The following is a 17,465-nucleotide window of genomic DNA, read 5'->3' on the forward strand; positions in this document are numbered from 1 at the left end:
CGGTCTCCCATGTCTCCTTCCGTCTTCCGCGCCTCTCCTGCCGGGCCGTCCCGCCGGCCCTCCCGTCGTGCCGTGCTGGCCGCCGTGCTCGGCGGGGCGGCCACGCTCGCCGTCGCCGGGTGCTCCTCGTCCGGGGACGCGGCGGCGGGGCAGAAGAAGCGGCTCCGCATCGGCTACTTCGCCTTTCCCAGCGGCGATCTCCTGGTGAAGAACCGGGGATTGCTGGAGAAGGCGCTGCCGGACCACACCATCAGCTGGGTCAAGTTCGACTCGGGCGCCGGGGTCAACCAGGCGTTCATCGGCAAGTCGCTGGAGATCGCCGCCCTCGGCTCCAGCCCGTTCGCCCGCGGGGTCTCGGGCTCCTCGCCGATCCCGTACAAGGTCGCCTTCATCCTCGACGTGGCCGGGGAGAACGAGGCACTCGTGGCGCGCAAGGGCACCGGCATCACGACGGTGGCCGGGCTCAAGGGGAAGAAGGTCGCGACGCCCTTCGCCTCCACCTCGCACTACAGCCTGCTGGCCGCGCTGGAAGAGGCCGGACTGAAGGCGTCCGACGTCGAACTCCTCGACCTGCAGCCGCAGCCGATCCTCGCCGCCTGGGAGCGCGGTGACATCGACGCCGCCTACGTCTGGCTCCCGACCCTGGACGAACTGCGGGAGACCGGTACCCAGTTGACGAGCAGCAAGGAGATCGGCGAGGGCGGCAGGCCCACCCTGGATCTGGCCGTGGTCTCCGAGGAACTCATAGCCCGCGATCCCGAGGCGATCGAGACCTGGCGCAAGGTCGAGGCCGAGGGGCTGCGCCTGCTCAAGTCCGACCCCGAGGGCTCGGCCAAGTCCATCGCCGCCGAACTCGGCATCAGCCTGGCCGACGCCAAGGCCCAGCTCGCGCAAGGGGTGTTCCTCACGCCCGAGGAGGTCGCCTCGGCCGACTGGCTCGGCACCGAGGGCAAGCCCGGCAAGCTCGCCGCGTACCTCGCCGACACCGGGAAGTTCCTCGCCGGGCAGAAGCAGATCGACGCCGCCCCCTCCACGGCGGCCCTGCGGGACGCGCTCTACCTGAAGGGGCTGCCCGATGGCCTCAAGTGACCTCTCCGGCCCCGCCACCGAACGCCCCGGCGGCGTACGGCTGACCGGGGTGAGCCACCGTTACGGACGGGGCGGGGACGCGGTGACCGCCGTCGGCCCGCTCGACCTGACCGTGCCGCCGGGCGAGTTCCTGGTCCTCGTCGGCGCCTCCGGCTGCGGCAAGAGCACCCTGCTGCGGCTGATCGCCGGGTTCGAGCGGCCCACCCACGGCACCGTCCAGGTCTCGGGAGCCGCGCCCCGGCCCGGACAGGGGGCGGGCGTCGTCTTCCAGCAGCCCCGCCTCTTCCCGTGGCGCACCGTCGAGGGCAACATCGACGTGGCCCTGCGGTACGCGGGCGTCCCAAGGCAGGAGTGGCCCGAGCGGCGTGCCGCCCTGCTGGAGCGGGTCGGGCTCCAGGGTGTCGGCAGGCGCCGGATCTGGGAAGTCTCCGGCGGGCAGCAGCAGCGCGTCGCCATCGCCCGCGCGCTCGCCGCCGAGAACCCGCTCTTCCTCCTCGACGAGCCCTTCGCCGCCCTGGACGCCCTGACCCGCGAATCCCTCCAGGAGGACGTACGGCGCGTCACGGCCCAGACCGGCCGCACCGCCGTCTTCGTGACCCACTCCGCCGACGAGGCCGTCTTTCTCGGCTCCCGGGTGGTGGTGCTCAGCAAGCGCCCGGGCCGGGTCGTCCTGGACCTGCCCATCCCGCTGCCGCGCACCGGCGCCACCCCGGAGGAGCTGCGGGCTTCGGCCGACTTCGCCGCGCTGCGTGCCCGCGTCACCCAGGAGGTGAAGGCGGCGGCGGCCTGAACCCGCGCCCGTCACCGTGGACCGGCCGGCCGCCGTGCCGGTCCACGGTGACGGCGCCGGCCGTGGCCGGGGCACGGACCGGTGGCGTAGCCTGACGGGCCAGTGGACAAGTTTGACTACTTGTCCTGGCCCCTCGGTGAGGAGGACCGCGTGAGTGGTGAGAGAACGGTGCCGTTGCTGCCCTGCCGGTCGGTCGACGAGATCGCCGGCTTCTACACGATGCTGGGCTTCACCCGCACCTACCGCCAGGAGCGCCCGAACGCGTACGTGGTGATGGAGCGGGACGATCTCCACCTGCACTTCTTCGGCATGCCCGGCTTCCGCCCGGAGGACTTGTACGGGAGCTGTCTCGTGGTGGTGCCCGACATCGTGGAGCTCTTCGACGCCTTCGCTGCCAGGATGCGGGCCGCCCACGGCAAGCTGCTGGTCTCCGGAATTCCCCGGATGACCCGGCCGCGCCGGCGGAAGAACGCCGAGGGCGTGACCGGGTTCGCCGTGATCGACCCCGGCGGGAACTGGATCAGGTTCACCGCGGGGGCGGACGACGCCCCGGCCGGGCCCGGGCCCGGCGGGCTCACCGGGGCGCTGCACAACGCCGTGGTCATGGGCGACTCGCGCGGCGACCACGAGCGGGCCGCCCGCCTGCTGGACCACGCCCTCCGCCGGCACGAGGCCACCGCCGGCCCCGCCGAACTGGTGGAGGCACTGGCCTACCGCGCCGAACTCGCGGCGCGTGCGGAAGACGCCCCGGGTGTACGGGAGTTCCTCGCCCGTGCCGAGGGGGTCCCCCTCGACGAGGCCGGGCGGCGGGCGTCGGCCGGCACCCTGACCGCCCTTCGCGACCTGGAGGCCCCCTTCTCCGCCCGGCCCGTGCCGGTCAGGCCGGCTGACTGAGTTCCGCCCGGCCGAAGAGCAGGGCGTGGCCGGGTGGAAGCTGGTCGAGGAGGTCGTCCAGGAGGTCGGGGCCCGCCAGGTCGGCGACGACGGTGAGGACCGAGCCGGTGTCCCAGCGGGTGGTGGCGAGGGAGGCGCCGCTGCGCGCGGCCAGCTCCGCCACCAGTTCCTGCCCGGTCAGGGGAGCGGTGGCGGGTATCTCGCGGACGAGGAGGCGGGCCGCTTCGGCGGGCAGCCGCGCGGCCAGGGCGACGCGCCCCTCCCCGCCGAGCTGGCGGCCCAGCCCGGCCAGCACGAGGCGCGCGGCCTCCTCGGCCCGCTCCCGGGTCGGGTAGACGCCCTGGTAGCGGACGGCCTCCAGGAACTGAGTCCACTCGGGCGCCGGGGCGGGGAAGACGGTCTGGTGGGGGCCGTGGGGCACTGCTGGTCGCCTTTCGTGTCGGAGGGGGCAGCCGGGGTTCGGCTGCCGGGGAGGGTGCGCCGCCCGGGCCCCGGACGCACGTGGCGTCACGGGGCCCGGGCGGCAGGGGGGGCGGTCGGCTCAGCCGGTGATCTGCCGGTGGGACTCGCCCTGGCCGACCTTGACCCGGCGGCGCTTGGCGCGCTCGGCGATCGGGATGCGCAGGGTCAGCACGCCCGCGTCGTAGTCGGCCCGCACCTGCTCGGTGTCGAGGGTGTCGGCGAGGACGAGCTGCCGGGAGAAGACACCGAGAGGCCGTTCGGCGACCTCCATCCGTACGTGCTCCGCGTTGCCCGCCGGGCGCCGTTCGGCCTTGACGGTGAGCATGTTGCGCTCGATGTCGATCTCGATCGCCTCCGGGTCGACGCCCGGCAGGTCGAAGGAGACCACGTACGTGTCGCCCTCGCGGCACGCGTCCATCGGCATCGCCGTCGGCCGGCTCCAGGTGCCGGGGGCGGTCAGCTCGCGGGTGATCCGGTCGAACTCGCGGAAGGGGTCAGTGCGCATCAGCATGAGTGAACACCTCCAGAAGTCCAGGCAGTTGATGCCATGCGCTTCGCTTGGCACCGTTGTAACATGTCATCCGAACGATGACAAGCAAGCCGTCGTCCATCGGATGACGACCCGGAGTGCGCGACACGGCCGCGCGGCACAGGAGGCCCCATGACCACCGCCGACCGCCCCACCCCCGGCCCCACCGGACGGGCCGGCCCGCCCTTCACCCCCGACCCGGCCTCCTTCCTGGCCGTCGCGGGCGCCCTGGAGGTCATCCGGGACGCCGTCGACGCCGCCGAGTCCGGCACAGCCGGGAGCGGCGGCGGGGGAGCGGGGGCCGAGGACGTCCTCGCCAGCCTGCTCCTGCTGCGCCAACTGCGGGAGCAGCTCGCCGTCTGGGAACCCGGCCTCGTCGAGACGGCCCGCGAGGCGGGCGCCAGCTGGGCCGAGCTGGCCCACCCCCTGGGCGTCGCCAGCCGCCAGGCCGCCGAACGCCGCTACCTGCGCAACCGCCCCGGCGCCTCGGGCACCACCGGCGAGCAGCGCGTCCAGGCCACCCGCGAACGCCGCGCCGCCGACCGCGACCGCACCGCCTGGGCCCGGCGCAACGCCGCCGACCTGCGCCGCCTGGCCGCCCAGATCACCAGCCTCACCGGCCTGCCCGCCGCCGCCCGCCTCCCCGTCGCCCGCCTCGACCAGGCCCTCGCCCACGACGACCCGGCCGCCCTCCTCGGCCCCCTCCGCGAGGCCGCGCCCCCGCTCCGCTCCGCCCACCCCGAACTGGCCGGCCGGATCGATGCCCTGTCCGGCCCCGACGGCACGGCCTCGTCCGGGCGGTCCTGACCCGCGCCCGGCGCTCTCGCGTGCGAGGCGGACCCCCGTACCGCAGACTGCGGCTGTGACAGAGCGGCGGCAGCGGTTCGAGGGGTGGATCGCCGGGGTCGGGACCGGCTCCGGTACGCGACTGGTGCTCGGGCACTGGGAGCGGTCGCCGTTCGGCGCGTTCAGCGACGTGATGGTGGAGGAGGCCGGCGGGCGGCGCACCCTGCTCGCGCCCACCGCCGAGGTGGCCGCCTACGTGGCCGCCACCTACCGGTTCGAGGAGGTGGCGGTCGTCGCGGTCCGGGTCACGGCTGCCGGCCCCCGGTGGCAGGTGGCGGCCGGGCCGCTGCGGCTGGAGTTCACCACCGGCCGCCGGACCGTGCTGGGCCTGCTGCTGCGCGCCGTACCCGCGCCGCTCGGCCGGCTCCCCGCCTGGGCGGCGCTGCTCGACGGCCCGGCGCGGCTGCTGCCGGGCGTACGGACCCGGGGGAGTGCGGGCGGGGGACGGCGTGAGTGGTACGGCGCGCACGACCTGCGGCGGATCACCGCCGCGCGGGCGACCTGGCGGGACCGGGAGCTGGGGGCGCTCGCCCCCGTGGAGCCGCCGGTCGCCTTCGGGTTCGGCTCCACACCGCGCCGGCCCGCCCTGGTCCGGGTGACGACCACGGTGGAGACGGCCCGGTCCCGTCCCCGGAGAGGTGCGGGAGACGGGTGATCAGGCCCCGTTTCTGGGCGGGCTCTGCCCGTGGCGAATCTGCTCCCGGCAGAGAACCGGTTCCGGCTGTCCGGCGGCGGCCAGAGTGAGGTCACCGGGGCGCGTCGGCGTCCCGTACCGGACCTGAGGAGAACGGACATGGCGCCCTCGCACCCCGCCTGGTCGGCCGCTGAGGCGGAGACCGCACCCACCCGCTACGACGACCAGCTCGCCGGACAACTGCTCACCCAGCGCATCGTCCTGCTCGGCACCCAGGTCGACGAGACCTCCGCCAACCGGGTCTGCGCCCAGCTGCTCCTGCTGTCGGCGGAGGACCCGCGCACCGACATCAGCCTGTACATCAACAGCCCCGGCGGCTCGGTCACCGCCGGGCTCGCCATCTACGACACGATGCGGCTGATCCCCAACGACGTGTCGACGCTCGCCATGGGGTTCGCCGCCAGCATGGGCCAGTTCCTGCTGACGGTGGGAACGGCCGGCAAGCGGTTCGCGCTGCCCAACGCGCGCATCATGATGCACCAGCCCTCGGCGGGCATCGGCGGATCCGCCGCCGACATCGCCATCCAGGCCGAGAACCTGGAGTTCACCAAGCGCGCCATCGAGCGGCTGACGGCCGAGCACACCGGCCGCAGCGAGGCCGAGATCAGCCGGGACAGCGACCGCGACCGCTGGTTCACCGCAGAACAGGCCAAGGAGTACGGGATGGTGGACCGGGTCGTCCACACCCTGGACGACGTCCGCCCCTCCGGCGCGCGGCGGAAGGCGGGGATCTGACATGGCGCAGTACACGATCCCGACCGTCGTCGAGCGCACCGCCCGCGGCGAGCGGGCCTTCGACATCTACAGCAGTCTGCTCTCCGAGCGGATCATCTTCCTCGGCACCGAGATCGACGACGGCGTCGCCAACGTCGTCATCGCCCAGCTCCTCCACCTGGAGTCGGTCGCGCCCGACCAGGAGATCGCGCTGTACATCAATTCGCCCGGCGGCTCGTACACCTCGCTGATGGCGGTCTACGACACGATGACCTTCGTGTCGGCGCCCCTGTCGACCTTCTGCGTGGGCCAGGCCGCCTCCACCGCCGCCGTGCTGCTCGCGGGCGGCGACCCGGGCCGGCGGCTGATCCTGGAGCACGCGCGGGTGCTGCTCGGGCAGCCGGCCAGCGGCGGCAGCCAGGGCACCGTCTCCGACCTGACGGTGCAGGCCAAGGAGGTAGCCCGGGTCCGCAGCCAGACCGAGGAGGTCCTCTCCCGCCACACCGGGCACAGCGTGGAGCGGCTGCGGTCGGACATGGACCGGGACAAGGTCTTCACCGCCGAGGAGGCCGTCGCCTACGGCCTCGCGGACGAGGTGCTGACCCGCAGGCGTCCGCGGGGCTGAGAGGCGGGCCCCGGTACGGGGGTCCGGGGCCCGCCTCGACGGCCTCAGGCGGCCAGCCGGACCTGTGCCCGGGCCGGGCCGCTCCCGGCCTGCGGGCGGCCGGGCAGCCGGGTCACGCTCGCCACCCGCAGCGGAGCCACCGGTGCGGCGGACGCCTCGGGCCGGGTGCGGCGGTCCGCCGGGACCAGGTCGCGCTGGGTCAGGGCGAGCAGATCCGCGAGGCTCAGCCCGAGCGCCCCGGCGGCTGCCGCCAGCACCTCCGAGGAGGCTTCCTTGCGGCCGCGCTCGACCTCGGAGAGGTACGGCATGGAGATCCGCGCGGCCTCGGAGACCTCCTTGAGGGTGCGGCCCTGCGCCTGGCGTTCACCGCGCAGCGCGCCGCCCACCACCTGCCGCCAGAGTGGTTCCTTCGCCGCCTGTCCGCGCGGGCGGGGGCCGGGGCTCCGGTGGGCGTCGGGCTGCGGGTTCGCCGAGTGGTTGCTCACCGTCCCAGCCTAGGAGCGGCCCGGCCTTTCGGGCACCGCCTGGCGTTCCGCCCGCGGCGAACCGGGCGGAGCGGGGGACTCCGTTCGGCCCGGCGGCGCGAACCGCCCCGGCCCCGGCACCGCTGAGCGGTACCGGGGCCGGGGGAGTGGCTTCCGGGAGGAGACGCGGGGTCAGTCGCTGGTCGTCACCCGGACGTAGTCGACGACGAGTTCCTGCGGGAAGGTGGTGTTCCCGTCCGGCGGGCCGGGCCAGTCGCCGCCGACCGCCAGGTTCAGGATGAGGAAGAACGGCTTGTTGAAGACCCACGGGTTGCCGCCCGTGTCGGCGGGGGTGCGGGTCTGGTACACCTGGCCGTCCACCGACCAGCTGATGCGGTCCGGCGCCCAGTCCACCGCGAAGGTGTGGAAGCCGTCGGCGAACTGCTCGCCGCCCGGCAGGGTGTACCCGGCGCCGATGCCGTTGCCGCCGGAGTAGCCCGGGCCGTGCAGGGTGCCGTGGACCGTGGACGGCTCGAAGCCGACGTTCTCCATGATGTCGATCTCGCCGGAGGCGGGCCAGCCCACCTGGCCGAAGTCGGCGCCGAGCATCCAGAAGGCCGGCCACATGCCCTGGCCGCGCGGCACCTTGAGCCGGGTCTCGACGTGGCCGTACTCCGCGTTGAACCGCTCGGCCGTGTTGAGCCGGGCCGAGGTGTACTCGCACCGCCCGTACCAGCACTGGTAGTCGCGGGGGTTCTCCTTGCGGGCGGTGATGACGAGGTTGCCGTTGCCGTCGAGGGCGGCGTTGTCGGCACCCGAGGTGTAGTACTGGCTCTCGTGGTTGTTGACGTTGTCGCCGGTCTCCAGCTGCCAGCGGCCGCCGTCCACCGCCGAGCCGGCCGGTCCGTCGAAGTTGTCCTCGAAGGTGACGGCCTGGGTGCGGGAGGAGTCGGCCGACTCGTCGGCGGCCGCGGTGGCTGCCGGGGCCAGCAGGCCCGCGCAGCACAGGAGGGAAGCCGCCCAGAGGGCGGTGGGGAGGCGTCGGGAACGGTGCACGGTGGCATCACATCGCTTCACGAGTAGTCGTGCTCATGTCAATGCGGTGGGGGGACTGCCTGGTGTCGCTGTGCTCGGTGGAGGAGGTGCGCGAGCCGGGGTGGGGTGTCCGGCCCGTTCCTTCACAGGTTGATTGAAGTGGTGTCCCGAGTGGGCGTCAAGGGTTCGTGTTCCAGAACCTTTCGACGTCGTGAGCGACGGCCCGCGCCCGGCGAGGGGTCATGGGTTCAGGTCGTGAAGGGGAGTGCCCGCGATGGGCTGCGGGTTTGCCGTCTCCGGCTGACAGGTTTCCCGTGGCCGCCCGGGTCGTGAGAGGCGGGAAATGTCCGCCCCGCCGGGAGTGCATGTCCCCGGGTGTCGCCGGGCACGCGGTCCGGGAGCCCGGGCAGGACGTGCCGTATGCCCGTGAATGTGAGGAATGTCTTACTTTGGAGGGCGGGGACAGATCCCCGCCCGACGACGTACACCCGGAAGGACGAACATGAGTGACAACGGCCCGAGCCGTGTCCTGGCGATCGTGACCAACTACGGCGTCGAACAGGACGAACTGCTGGTGCCGGTCCGGCACCTGCGCGACCACGGCACCCCGGTAGACGTGGCCGGTGTCTCCGCCGGCGAGATCCGCACCCTGGTCGGCGACAAGGACCCGGGCGACTCCGGCACCGCCGACCTCGCCCTCGCCGACGTCGACCCCTCCGGCTACGACCTGCTGCTCATCCCGGGCGGCACCCTCAACGCCGACTCGCTGCGGCTCGACGACAAGGCCATGGAGATCGTCCGCGCCTTCACCTCCTCGGGCCGCCCCGTCGCCGCCATCTGCCACGGCCCGTGGGCCCTGGTGGAGACCGGCGCCGTCCAGGGCAAGCGCCTGACCTCGTACGCCTCGCTCCAGACCGACGTGCGCAACGCCGGGGGTGAGTGGGTGGACGAGGCCGTGGTGACCGACGACACCGGCGGCTGGACCCTGATCACCTCCCGGGACCCCGGCGACCTGAAGGAGTTCCTCCGCGAGATCGACGCCACCCTCACCGCCTGACCGGGCCGCGCGGCGACGGCGCGCATGACAGCATCGGCACCCGTGACCGACCCCGCGCGACCGTCGCCGCCCGCTCCGCACCCCGCTCTCGGCCTGCTCGTCCTGTACACCGGGCGACTGGAGGCGTGCCGGGCCTTCTACGCCGGACTCGGTCTGGCGCTCGTCGCCGAGCAGCACGGTGACGGGCCCGCCCACTGGTCCGCCGAACTCGGCCCCGGCTGCGTACTGGAGCTGTACCCGGCGGGCGGGCAGCCGCCCACCGGGAGGCTGCGGCTCGCGCTCACCGTGCCGTACGCACCCGGCGGGCTCGCGCCGGGGCGCCACCGCCGGGAGGACCCGGACGGGCGGATCGTGCTCGTGACGGTCGGTCAGCCGGAGGAGGCCGACGGCTCGACGGCGTAGGGCGGCGGCGCGGCGACGACCGCCTCCCACTCGGCCCGGGTCGGTCCGTCGTGCCCGGGAGTGAACTCCGGGTGGGCGGTCAGCCAGGCGGTGAGGTGGCGTTCCACCTCACCGGTGCCGTACGCCTCGGCGGGCGGGTGGACGAGATGGCGTACCTGGGCGCGGGCCCGCATGACGACGGGGTCGTCGAAGGCGCAGGCGGCCAGGGCCGCGGTCCGGTGGTCCGAAGGGGGCGCGCCCTCGGCGAGGCGTTCCCCGACCGTGCGGTCGCCGGTCACCTGCGCTTCGAAGACCGGGCGGAGTTCGCGCACGGTCCAGGCGTGGTACCCGGCCGGGTCGGCGGCGACGGTGTCGGCGTGGGCGGCGAGGTGCTGGGCGGTACGCAGGCCGAGGGCGACGCCGTGACCGAGGGTGGGGTTGGTGTGGATGAGGCTGTCCCCGGTGTTCACCAGGCCGGTGACGACCGGGCCCGCGTCGTCGGTGAGAGCGGTCCAGCGGTTGTCCAGCCCGGCCATCGCGAGGACGGGCGAGCACGGTTCCGCCGCGAGGCCGAGCCAGGCGGCGCAGGCCGGGAAATGCCGGGCGGCGGCCTGGAAGACGGCCGGGTCCCGCAGCGCCCCACGCGTCGGATCGCCGGTGGAGACCACGATGCTGACGGCGAAGGTGTCGTTGTCGGAGGGGAAGACCCCGGCGAGCGCGAACGGCGCCGACGACCCGGTCTTCACCCGCCCGGGCTCACGCGGCCCGTCGGGCCCGAGCCGGTACCAGCGGCACAGGTAGGCGAGTCCGGTGCGGTGGCTGTCGACCACCGGGGGACGGCAGCCGGCCGCGACCAGCCAGCGGGGCACCGGCGAGCGGCGCCCTGAGGCGTCGATGACGAGATCCGCCGGGTACGTCCCGGTGCCCACCCGCACCCCGGTGACCCGGGGTGGCCGGCCCGGCGCGAGAGTGAGACCGTCCACCCTGCTGCCCTGGCGCACGGTGACACCGCTCTCCCGGCCCACGGCCGCCACCAGGGCCGCCTCCAGGACGATGCGGCGGGTGCGCAGGGTCACCAGCTCCTCGTCGCCGGGCCGGTGCGGCGGAGGCGTACCGAACCAGTCGAACTCGTGGTACTCCCGGGCCCCGCGCGCCAGCAGCTCCGCGAGCACGTCCGGCAGTTCGGCGCGCAGCACCGTGCGGACCGGGGCCAGGAACGAGTGGGGCTGGTCGGCCTGCGGGACGCGGGGCCTCGGCCAGTGGAAGAAGTCGTGGTGCGGATCGTCCCCCGCCTGGCGCGTGTCCTGCTCGAACACCGTGACCCGATGGCCCCGCCGCCCCAGCATGAGCGCTGTCGCCAGCCCGCCAACACTCCCACCGATCACCGCAACCCGCGCCATCAGTTCCCCTTCGCGCCGTGTTGCGTCAGGAGCTTATAGGCGTGGCGGGCTGTTCAGTCGTCTGCCTCCGCCACCCCCGCCGCCAGCAGGCGGGCGATCTCCCCGGGGGTGCGGCCGAGTGAGGCCAGGATGGCGCGGGTGTGTGCCCCCGCCGCCGGGACCGGGTCCATGCGGGGCTCGACGCCGCCGAGGTCGGCCGGGGGCAGCAGGGCCCGCACCGGAGTGGGTGCCCCGGGCACCGCGACCCGACGCCAGCGGTCCCGCTCCGCCAGCACCGGGTGGTCCAGGAACTCCGGCACCGAGTTGACCCCGGCCGCCGCGACACCGGCGTCCGTCAGCAGCTCCAGCGCCTCCTCGGTGGCGAGGGTGGCGAAACGCTCCGCCACCCGTGCCTCCAGCGCCTCCCGGTGCGCGACCCGGTCGGGCCCGGTCGCGAACCGCGGGTCCACCGCCAGTTCCGGGGTGCCCAGCACCACCGTGCAGAGCGCCGCCCACTCCCGCTCGTTCTGCACCGACAGCAGCACGTCCTTGCCCTCGGCGGTGGTGAACGGGCCGTACGGCGCGATGGTCGCGTGGCGTGCCCCCACCCGGGGCGGCGGCGTGCCCCCGTACTCCGTGTAGAGGGCCGGCTGCCCCATCCACTCCGCCAGCGCCTCGAAGAGGGAGACGTCGACGGTGGGGGCGCGGCCGGTTGTGGCCCGGGTGTACAGCGCGGTGAGGATGCCGGAGTAGGCGTACATCCCGGCGGCGATGTCGGCGACCGAGATGCCCGAGCGGACCGCCTCCTCGGGCGTGCCGGTGATCGACAGCAGCCCGGTCTGGCACTGCGCCAGCAGGTCGTACGCCTTGCGGTCGGACCACGGGCCGCTCGCGCCCCAGCCGGTGACGCGGCACGGGACGAGGGAGGGATGGCGGGCCTGGAGCCCTTCCGGGGCCAGGCCGAGGCGGTCGGCGGCGCCCGGGGCCAGGTTCTGCACGAAGACGTCGGCGCCGGTGAGGAGTTCCTCCAGGATCTCCCGGCCCTCGGGCGACTTGAGGTCGAGGCAGACCGACTCCTTGGAGCGGTTGAGCCAGACGAAGTAACTGGCCTGGCCGTGGACAGCCGTGTCGTACCGCCGGGCGAAGTCGCCGCCGCCGGTGCGCTCGATCTTGATCACCCGCGCGCCCAGGTCGGCCAGTTGCCGGGTCGCGTACGGCGCCGCCACCGCCTGCTCGACGCTGACCACCGTCACACCGGCGAGGGGGAGAGGGAGCGGGGAGGTCATGGCGGACTCCTGGCGGGCTCGGCGCGGGGAGGGCCACCGTACCCGCGGGCCCCGTGGCACCCGGCGCGGGGCCGTGACCACGGGGGCGGGCGTCAGTTCTCGCGGGCCACCTCGCCCGTGGCGGAGGTGACGTCGATCAGGACCGAGTCGCCCTTGGTGGTGAGCCGCAGGATGGGCACCGCCTTGTCACGCGGGTCGCCGTTCTTCTTGAAGGAGAGGAAGCCACTGGCCCCCGGCACCTGTTCCGAACCGCTCATCTGGTGGAACATCCGCGCCACCGAAGGGCCCGTCACCTTCCCCTGCCCCTGCCACGCCGAGGCCATCGCGATCCCCTGTGCCGCCGTGATCACGGCGTCGTGGCCCATGATGTCCTGGCCGTCGTAGCGCGCCTCATCCTTGAACCACGTCTCCATCAGGCCCTCCTCGTCCCGGAAGTGCCCGGCCGAGAGCTTCGACACCGCGTACGGGGTCTTCTTGTACATGTCCTCGTGGGCGAGCCCCGTGTAGTACACGCGCACCCCGGTGCGGGCGGCGTCGACCAGTTGCTGCGGCGTCAGGTTGGTGGTGTCGTCCCCGGTCAGCACGGTGAAGTCACGCTCGGTGCAACGGGTCCGGTTGGCCAGCGCGTTGAGGAAGTGGGCCAGGTGCCGGCCACGTCCGGCGAAGTACACGGCGTCCGGCTCCGCCTCGCAGAGGCGCCCCGGTATGTACCGCAGCTCGCCTTCCCACGCGCTGGAGACCGAGGAGTCGTACGAGATGGACTCGCCGACCAGCCGGTGCTCGCTGTCCGGGTATTCCTCGCGGAACGCCTGCGCCAGCGTGGCGGCGTAGAGGTTGGAACTGGCGTCGTCCTGGACGACCGCGACGGTCTTGAACTCCTTCTCCTTGAGGTACTTCGCGCCGGCCTTGGCCTCGTCGACGTTGGTCGGCGCGACCCGCACGAAGCCGTCGATGCCCTTGATGTTGGTGGCCGTCATGATGCTCGCCACCGTCGCCACGTCGTTCTCGGAGAGCTTCTTCAGCGCGGCGAGGTTCCGTTCGGTGCTCGGCCCGAGCCCGGCGACCGCGACCAGCCGGTCCGGCCCGTCCCTGCGCTCCAGGAGCCGGTCCACGGTGTACTCCCACTGCGCGGAGTCACTGCCCGAGTTGGCGACGAGCAGCCGCATCTTCGGCGATCCCGGCAGGTCTCCCCGGTTGTGCCGGTGCTGTGCCAGGTAGGCGCCCATCAGCTCGTGGCGGACCGAGTCCTCCGAGTTGCTGTCGTCGTCGGTGAGGGTGAAGGAGGTCAGGTACGCCACCGAGACGTACGGGTGCTCGTCGCTCTCCGCCTCGACCCGCGCGTTCTCCTTGGCGATGAGCTTCTGCACGTCCTCCAAATGCGTGGCGAAGACGTGGTCGCCGGCCGTCACCCCGACGCACTCGTCGTGCGGCCCGCGCCGTACGACGTCCTCGTGGCAGGTGGCCCGCGACTCCTGCCACCAGTTCCACGCCACCACACCCGCCACCGCCAGCACCCCGGCGGCCACGACCCCCACCACGGTGCGGATCACCAGGTGCAGCGGCCACTCGATCCTGCGCATCCGGCCCTCAGCTCCCGTCCGTCGTCGTCTGCGAGGGGCGCCAGTGCAGATAGCGCTCCGACTCGTTCAGCAGGGCCACGTTGTCGCTCCTCCCCAGCCGCGAGAGCTGGATGAATCCGTCCGCCAGCACATGGCCCAGCCGCATGCCCGGGTCCGCCAGCGGATCACTCCACAGCCAGCGCGCCGCCACCAGGCCGCGCACCACCGACCGGCCCGTCACCGCGCCGCCCGGCTCCGGCGGGGCCAGGGTGGCCAGCAGCTCCAGCGGCCCGCCCACGCTCGCCAGCCGGTTAGGCGCCGCCGTCACCTTCTCCAGCTCGCTGATCCAGCTCGTCGCCGGCAGCGTGTCGAAGCGGCTCAGCAGGTGGTCGGTGACCTCTTCGAGGCGGCCGGTCGCCAGCAGGTGGTACATCCGGTCGGTCGTCCGGCCCGCCTCCCGGGCGTGCTCGGCCAGCAGGTCGTGGGCCGCCTCCCAGTCGCTGGGCCGCGCGGCCAGCTTCCACAGCAACAGCCGCCGCAGCCACGGGTGGAGGCTCGGGGTGAACGCCCCCGGCCCGTCGATCAGGCGGCGGATGCGCAACTGCGTGAAAAGGGCCTCGCCGTACCCGAGCACCTGGGTGCCCACGTACAGGTCGGGCGCGGCCGCGCACTCCGCCAGCCGGTCCCGCTCACGGTCGTCGAAGCCTTCGAGCAACGAGTCCAGCGCCGCGTCGGCCAGCGTCCGCTGCACCTCGCCGACCAGCACCGTCCGGTCCGGCAGCGTCCTGAGCCACCGCTCCTGGGCCGGGCCGGGCGTCCGCTCCCCGGCGGCGTGCTGGAGCGCCTGGAGGACCTGGCTGACGCCTTTGGGCAGGCCGCCGGTGAGCCGGTGGATGAAGGGCGTCAGCCGGGTGAAGGGCGACAGGCCGGGGTGGGTGTGGAGCTGCCGTTCGACCAGGGTGTGCACCTCCTCCGGCTGGAGGTCGCGCAGCCGGACCGGGTACCACCAGGTGTCCTCGCTGTCCCGTGGCGGCCGGTGGGCCCGCCAGTCCTCCAGCGACGCCCCGTCCGGCACCCGCAGCTGCCACGGCCACTGCTCGCCCGAGGCCGGGCCCCAGCGCGGCAGCCAGCGGTTGCAGCTCGCCACCACCGTCAGCGGGTCGCAGGGGCGGTTCGCCATCACCGTGTCGTGCCGGGCGTGCAGCAGCAGGTCGAGGAAGCGGCGCCCGTACCGGGTGTCGGCCTGGTCGAGCAGGAGCAGGAACGACCGGGGCGAGAACGACGGCGCCGCGCCCCGCCGCAGATCCTCCAGGAACGCGGAGAACAGGATGCGGTCGAGCCGCTCCCGGTCCTCCTCGTGACCCTGGTGGCGCCAGGAGTTCAGCTCGGTCAGCGCCTCCCAGCGGTCCTGGGCGCGGGTCAGCTGATGGGCGCCGTACCAGTGCGCGGCCTGTCCGAAGCGGTTGCCGCCGGGCAGCCGTCGCCGCCCGTGCCGCAGCGCGTCCTTGAGCAGCGCGAGGGCCGCCGTGGACGCGCCCTCGGGGGCGCCGATCGCGCCGCCCGCCACCTCGAAGAAGGCCGCCAGATAGTCGCCGTGGCGGCTCTCCGCCTGCTGCTGGAAGTCGCGCAGCCGCTGCTGGATGGAGCGTCGCCCCTCCTCCAGCGAGGTCATCGACAGATCCTCGTCGGAGGCGAGCAGACCGAGCGTCAGCAGCGGGAAAGACATCCGGCGGTACTGCGGCAGCCGCCGCTCCAACTGGCGCGCGAGCAGACCCAGCGCGTACCTCGGCAGCAGTGCCTGCCCGGGGGCGAACCGCAGGTAGGCGAAGGGGTACGTGGGCCCGTACAGCTCCATCAGCGCGCTGTGCGTCTCGCTGGCGCCGCTGCCGCGCGGCCCGAGCAGGACCGTCACCGGCCGTTCCTCCTGAGGCGGCCTGCGCAGCGCCTCACCGGCCAGGGAGACGATCCCCCGCCGCCCCAGGGCACCCGCGCCCACCGCCGCATCCGTCACCTTGCCGAGTCCCCCTCGTCCGTGCTGCGCCCGCCCCGGCCCGATCGCCGGTCCGCGGTGCCCGGTCCGGCACCGCCGTGCGGACGCACTTCCCCGTGGCCCCCCACGCGCGGCGCCCCTGTGCTTCCCGTACCCTCCGTGGCCGTCCGGGACGCCTGCGCGACTGTGGTCCGCGATGGTACGCGCGTAGCTCACGCTTGCGAAACACCTTAAGGCGTACGGGTGTTGGGGAAACGGGCAGCCGGGGAGCCCGGAGCTGCCCGTACGGGCGACCGGCGTGTCGGGGCGCGGCGGGACGGGGGAGCGCGACGCGGGCGGCCCCCACCGTCACGCGGGTACGCAGCTCTGCCTCGCGCTGCCGTACGGCGCCGAATGACCGGGAACGCCCGCGCCCCCGTCCCGGTGAACGGGGCGGGGGCGCGGGGCCCGGGTGTGCGGGTGGTCAGCAGACGCTGTCGGTCGGCTTCGGATTGCCGAGGCCGAAGAAGGGGCGGAGCTTGAGGCCGGCCCAGGTGCCGGCGATGGCGACGGCGCCCCAGAGCCAGCCGTGCAGGGAGCCCGAGGCGATGCCCGCGAGGTAGGCGCCGATGTTGCAGCCGCCCGCGAGCCGGGCGCCGATCCCCATCAGCACGCCGCCGAGCACGGCGGCCACGGCCGTCTTCCCCGGGATGCCCCGGTGCAGGGTCCAGACGCCGCCCGCTGCCGAGGCCAGCGCGGCGCCGATCATGATGCCGATGTCGGTGAGGCTGTTCTTGTCGGCCAGCACCGGGCCGGAGAGCTGTGCGGCGCTGCCCGGCTGCTGCCAGAAGGCCCAGGTCTCCGGGGAGCCGCCGAGGAAGCCGACCAGCTTCGAGCCCCACAGGGCGAAGGCGCTGGTGATGCCCCAGGCGCCGCCGGAGACGAGCAGCACGGCCGCGCCGAGCACCGCGAGGACCACCGCGCCGGCGGCCAGCGGCCACGAGCCGCGCACCACGCGGGCGAGCGTGGAGCGGGCCGACGGCGGCGCGCCGACCGGCGGCGGGTTGCGCCGGGCCTGGACGGTACGGGCGATCCACCAGACGGCGGCCAGCGCCAGCACGGTCACCGCCCAGGAGCCGAACCAGCCCACGTGGTCGGAGAGGAGGACCGGGTCGAGCGCCGGGAGGTCGCTCCACAGGCCGAACTGCCAGGCGGCCAGCGTCGACCCGGCGATGAAGCCGAAGAGGGTCAGCACGATCGAGGACTGGCCCGAGCCGACCGCGAAGAGCGTGCCCGAGGCGCAGGCGCCGCCCAGCTGCATCCCCACCGCGAAGACGAACGCCCCGATCAGCAGCCCGACGCCGAGCGGGCCCGCGCTCGGCGCCGGGGTGGAGCCGAACAGGCCCGTCCCGGTGCCGATGATCAGCGCGAAGAGGGTGGCGGTGGTGCCGAGCAGCAGGGTGTGGGCGCGCAGCCCGGTCCCGTTGCCGACGGAGACCAGCTGCCGCCAGGCCGAGGTGAAGCCGAAGCGGGAGTGGAAGAGGGCGTAGCCCAGGCCGGTGCCCAGCAGGAGCAGCACACCCGGCTTGGCGCCGTGCTGGACGAAGACGTACGCGGAGAGCAGCACGCCGATCAGGGCGGCCACGGTCAGCGGTACGCGGCGTACGGCGGGGGCGGGCGGCGCCTCGGGGG

General features: G+C 74.0%; 18 protein-coding genes. 9 read left to right on the top strand and 9 right to left on the bottom strand.

Translation table 11 applies throughout. From position 1 onward, the window contains the following. The first annotated feature begins 72 nt into the window (after window positions 1–72). From IF45_RS0114135 to IF45_RS0114145, 3 genes are all read left to right on the top strand, one after another. On the top strand, window positions 73–1,089 hold the full coding sequence (locus IF45_RS0114135) for a taurine ABC transporter substrate-binding protein (protein WP_003952111.1): 1,017 nt from the start codon (window positions 73–75) through the stop codon (window positions 1,087–1,089). Further along, window positions 1,076–1,879 carry an ABC transporter ATP-binding protein gene (locus IF45_RS0114140; RefSeq protein WP_030307692.1) on the top strand — a complete coding sequence of 268 codons (804 nt, stop codon included), beginning with the start codon at window positions 1,076–1,078 and terminating at the stop codon, window positions 1,877–1,879. Before IF45_RS0114135 ends, IF45_RS0114140 begins: the two co-directional genes overlap by 14 nt. Window positions 1,880–2,029: 150 nt before the next feature. Beyond that, a complete protein-coding gene (locus IF45_RS0114145; RefSeq protein WP_037638023.1) occupies window positions 2,030–2,773 on the top strand; it encodes a DUF8817 family protein in 744 nt (247 codons plus the stop codon). Here IF45_RS0114145 and IF45_RS0114150 read toward each other — a convergent pair. Next, on the bottom strand, window positions 2,757–3,194 hold the full coding sequence (locus tag IF45_RS0114150) for a DUF2267 domain-containing protein (RefSeq protein ID WP_015506742.1): 438 nt from the start codon (window positions 3,192–3,194) through the stop codon (window positions 2,757–2,759). The genes IF45_RS0114145 and IF45_RS0114150 overlap by 17 nt on opposite strands. Before the next feature lie 120 nt (window positions 3,195–3,314). Beyond that, window positions 3,315–3,746 carry an Hsp20/alpha crystallin family protein gene (locus IF45_RS0114155; RefSeq protein WP_015506741.1) on the bottom strand — a complete coding sequence of 144 codons (432 nt, stop codon included), beginning with the start codon at window positions 3,744–3,746 and terminating at the stop codon, window positions 3,315–3,317. A gap of 150 nt (window positions 3,747–3,896) precedes the next feature. Here IF45_RS0114155 and IF45_RS0114160 point away from each other — a divergent pair, with 150 nt between their 5' ends. From IF45_RS0114160 to IF45_RS0114175, 4 genes are all read left to right on the top strand, one after another. Further along, window positions 3,897–4,571, top strand: a complete 675-nt coding sequence (locus tag IF45_RS0114160) for a hypothetical protein (protein WP_030307696.1) — start codon at window positions 3,897–3,899, stop codon at window positions 4,569–4,571. A 55-nt stretch (window positions 4,572–4,626) separates the two neighbouring features. Then, a complete protein-coding gene (locus IF45_RS0114165) occupies window positions 4,627–5,265 on the top strand; it encodes a hypothetical protein (protein WP_008408788.1) in 639 nt (212 codons plus the stop codon). A 138-nt stretch (window positions 5,266–5,403) separates the two neighbouring features. Further along, window positions 5,404–6,039 (top strand): ATP-dependent Clp protease proteolytic subunit, encoded by a 636-nt coding sequence (locus IF45_RS0114170; protein WP_008408790.1) that lies wholly within the window; start codon window positions 5,404–5,406, stop codon window positions 6,037–6,039. Between the two features lies 1 nt (window position 6,040). After that, complete coding sequence (locus tag IF45_RS0114175; protein ID WP_003952116.1) at window positions 6,041–6,643, top strand: ClpP family protease; 603 nt, start codon at window positions 6,041–6,043, stop codon at window positions 6,641–6,643. 44 nt (window positions 6,644–6,687) lie between these two features. Here IF45_RS0114175 and IF45_RS0114180 read toward each other — a convergent pair whose 3' ends face one another. Both IF45_RS0114180 and IF45_RS0114185 read right to left on the bottom strand, forming a co-directional pair. After that, window positions 6,688–7,128, bottom strand: coding sequence for a helix-turn-helix domain-containing protein (locus tag IF45_RS0114180; protein WP_008408792.1), 441 nt, complete (start codon window positions 7,126–7,128; stop codon window positions 6,688–6,690). Between the two features lie 171 nt (window positions 7,129–7,299). Further along, window positions 7,300–8,163: a glycoside hydrolase family 16 protein gene (locus IF45_RS0114185; RefSeq protein ID WP_030307698.1), complete on the bottom strand. Its 864-nt coding sequence runs from the start codon at window positions 8,161–8,163 to the stop codon at window positions 7,300–7,302. Between the two features lie 481 nt (window positions 8,164–8,644). Between IF45_RS0114185 and IF45_RS0114190 the strand changes: the two genes are divergently transcribed. Continuing rightward, a complete protein-coding gene (locus IF45_RS0114190) occupies window positions 8,645–9,199 on the top strand; it encodes a type 1 glutamine amidotransferase domain-containing protein (protein WP_010640570.1) in 555 nt (184 codons plus the stop codon). Between the two features lie 24 nt (window positions 9,200–9,223). Continuing rightward, the gene (locus IF45_RS0114195; RefSeq protein WP_008408796.1) at window positions 9,224–9,601 is read left to right on the top strand and encodes a VOC family protein; all 378 of its coding nucleotides are present in this window, start codon (window positions 9,224–9,226) and stop codon (window positions 9,599–9,601) included. Here the strand turns inward: IF45_RS0114195 and IF45_RS0114200 are convergent. From IF45_RS0114200 to IF45_RS0114220, 5 genes are all read right to left on the bottom strand, one after another. Further along, complete coding sequence (locus IF45_RS0114200) at window positions 9,568–10,980, bottom strand: NAD(P)/FAD-dependent oxidoreductase (protein ID WP_030307699.1); 1,413 nt, start codon at window positions 10,978–10,980, stop codon at window positions 9,568–9,570. The two genes, IF45_RS0114195 and IF45_RS0114200, sit on opposite strands and share 34 nt — an antisense overlap. A gap of 53 nt (window positions 10,981–11,033) precedes the next feature. Next, window positions 11,034–12,245 (bottom strand): CaiB/BaiF CoA transferase family protein, encoded by a 1,212-nt coding sequence (locus tag IF45_RS0114205; protein WP_030307700.1) that lies wholly within the window; start codon window positions 12,243–12,245, stop codon window positions 11,034–11,036. Between the two features lie 92 nt (window positions 12,246–12,337). Next, on the bottom strand, window positions 12,338–13,825 hold the full coding sequence (locus tag IF45_RS0114210; RefSeq protein ID WP_003952123.1) for an ABC transporter substrate-binding protein: 1,488 nt from the start codon (window positions 13,823–13,825) through the stop codon (window positions 12,338–12,340). A gap of 7 nt (window positions 13,826–13,832) precedes the next feature. Then, on the bottom strand, window positions 13,833–15,815 hold the full coding sequence (locus tag IF45_RS0114215; RefSeq protein WP_030307702.1) for a hypothetical protein: 1,983 nt from the start codon (window positions 15,813–15,815) through the stop codon (window positions 13,833–13,835). 442 nt (window positions 15,816–16,257) lie between these two features. Further along, window positions 16,258–17,465: YeeE/YedE family protein (locus tag IF45_RS0114220; protein WP_030307704.1), on the bottom strand; the 1,208-nt coding region annotated here is incomplete at its 5' end.

This window comes from Streptomyces albidoflavus (assembly GCF_000719955.1).
Classification (GTDB): domain Bacteria; phylum Actinomycetota; class Actinomycetes; order Streptomycetales; family Streptomycetaceae; genus Streptomyces; species Streptomyces albidoflavus.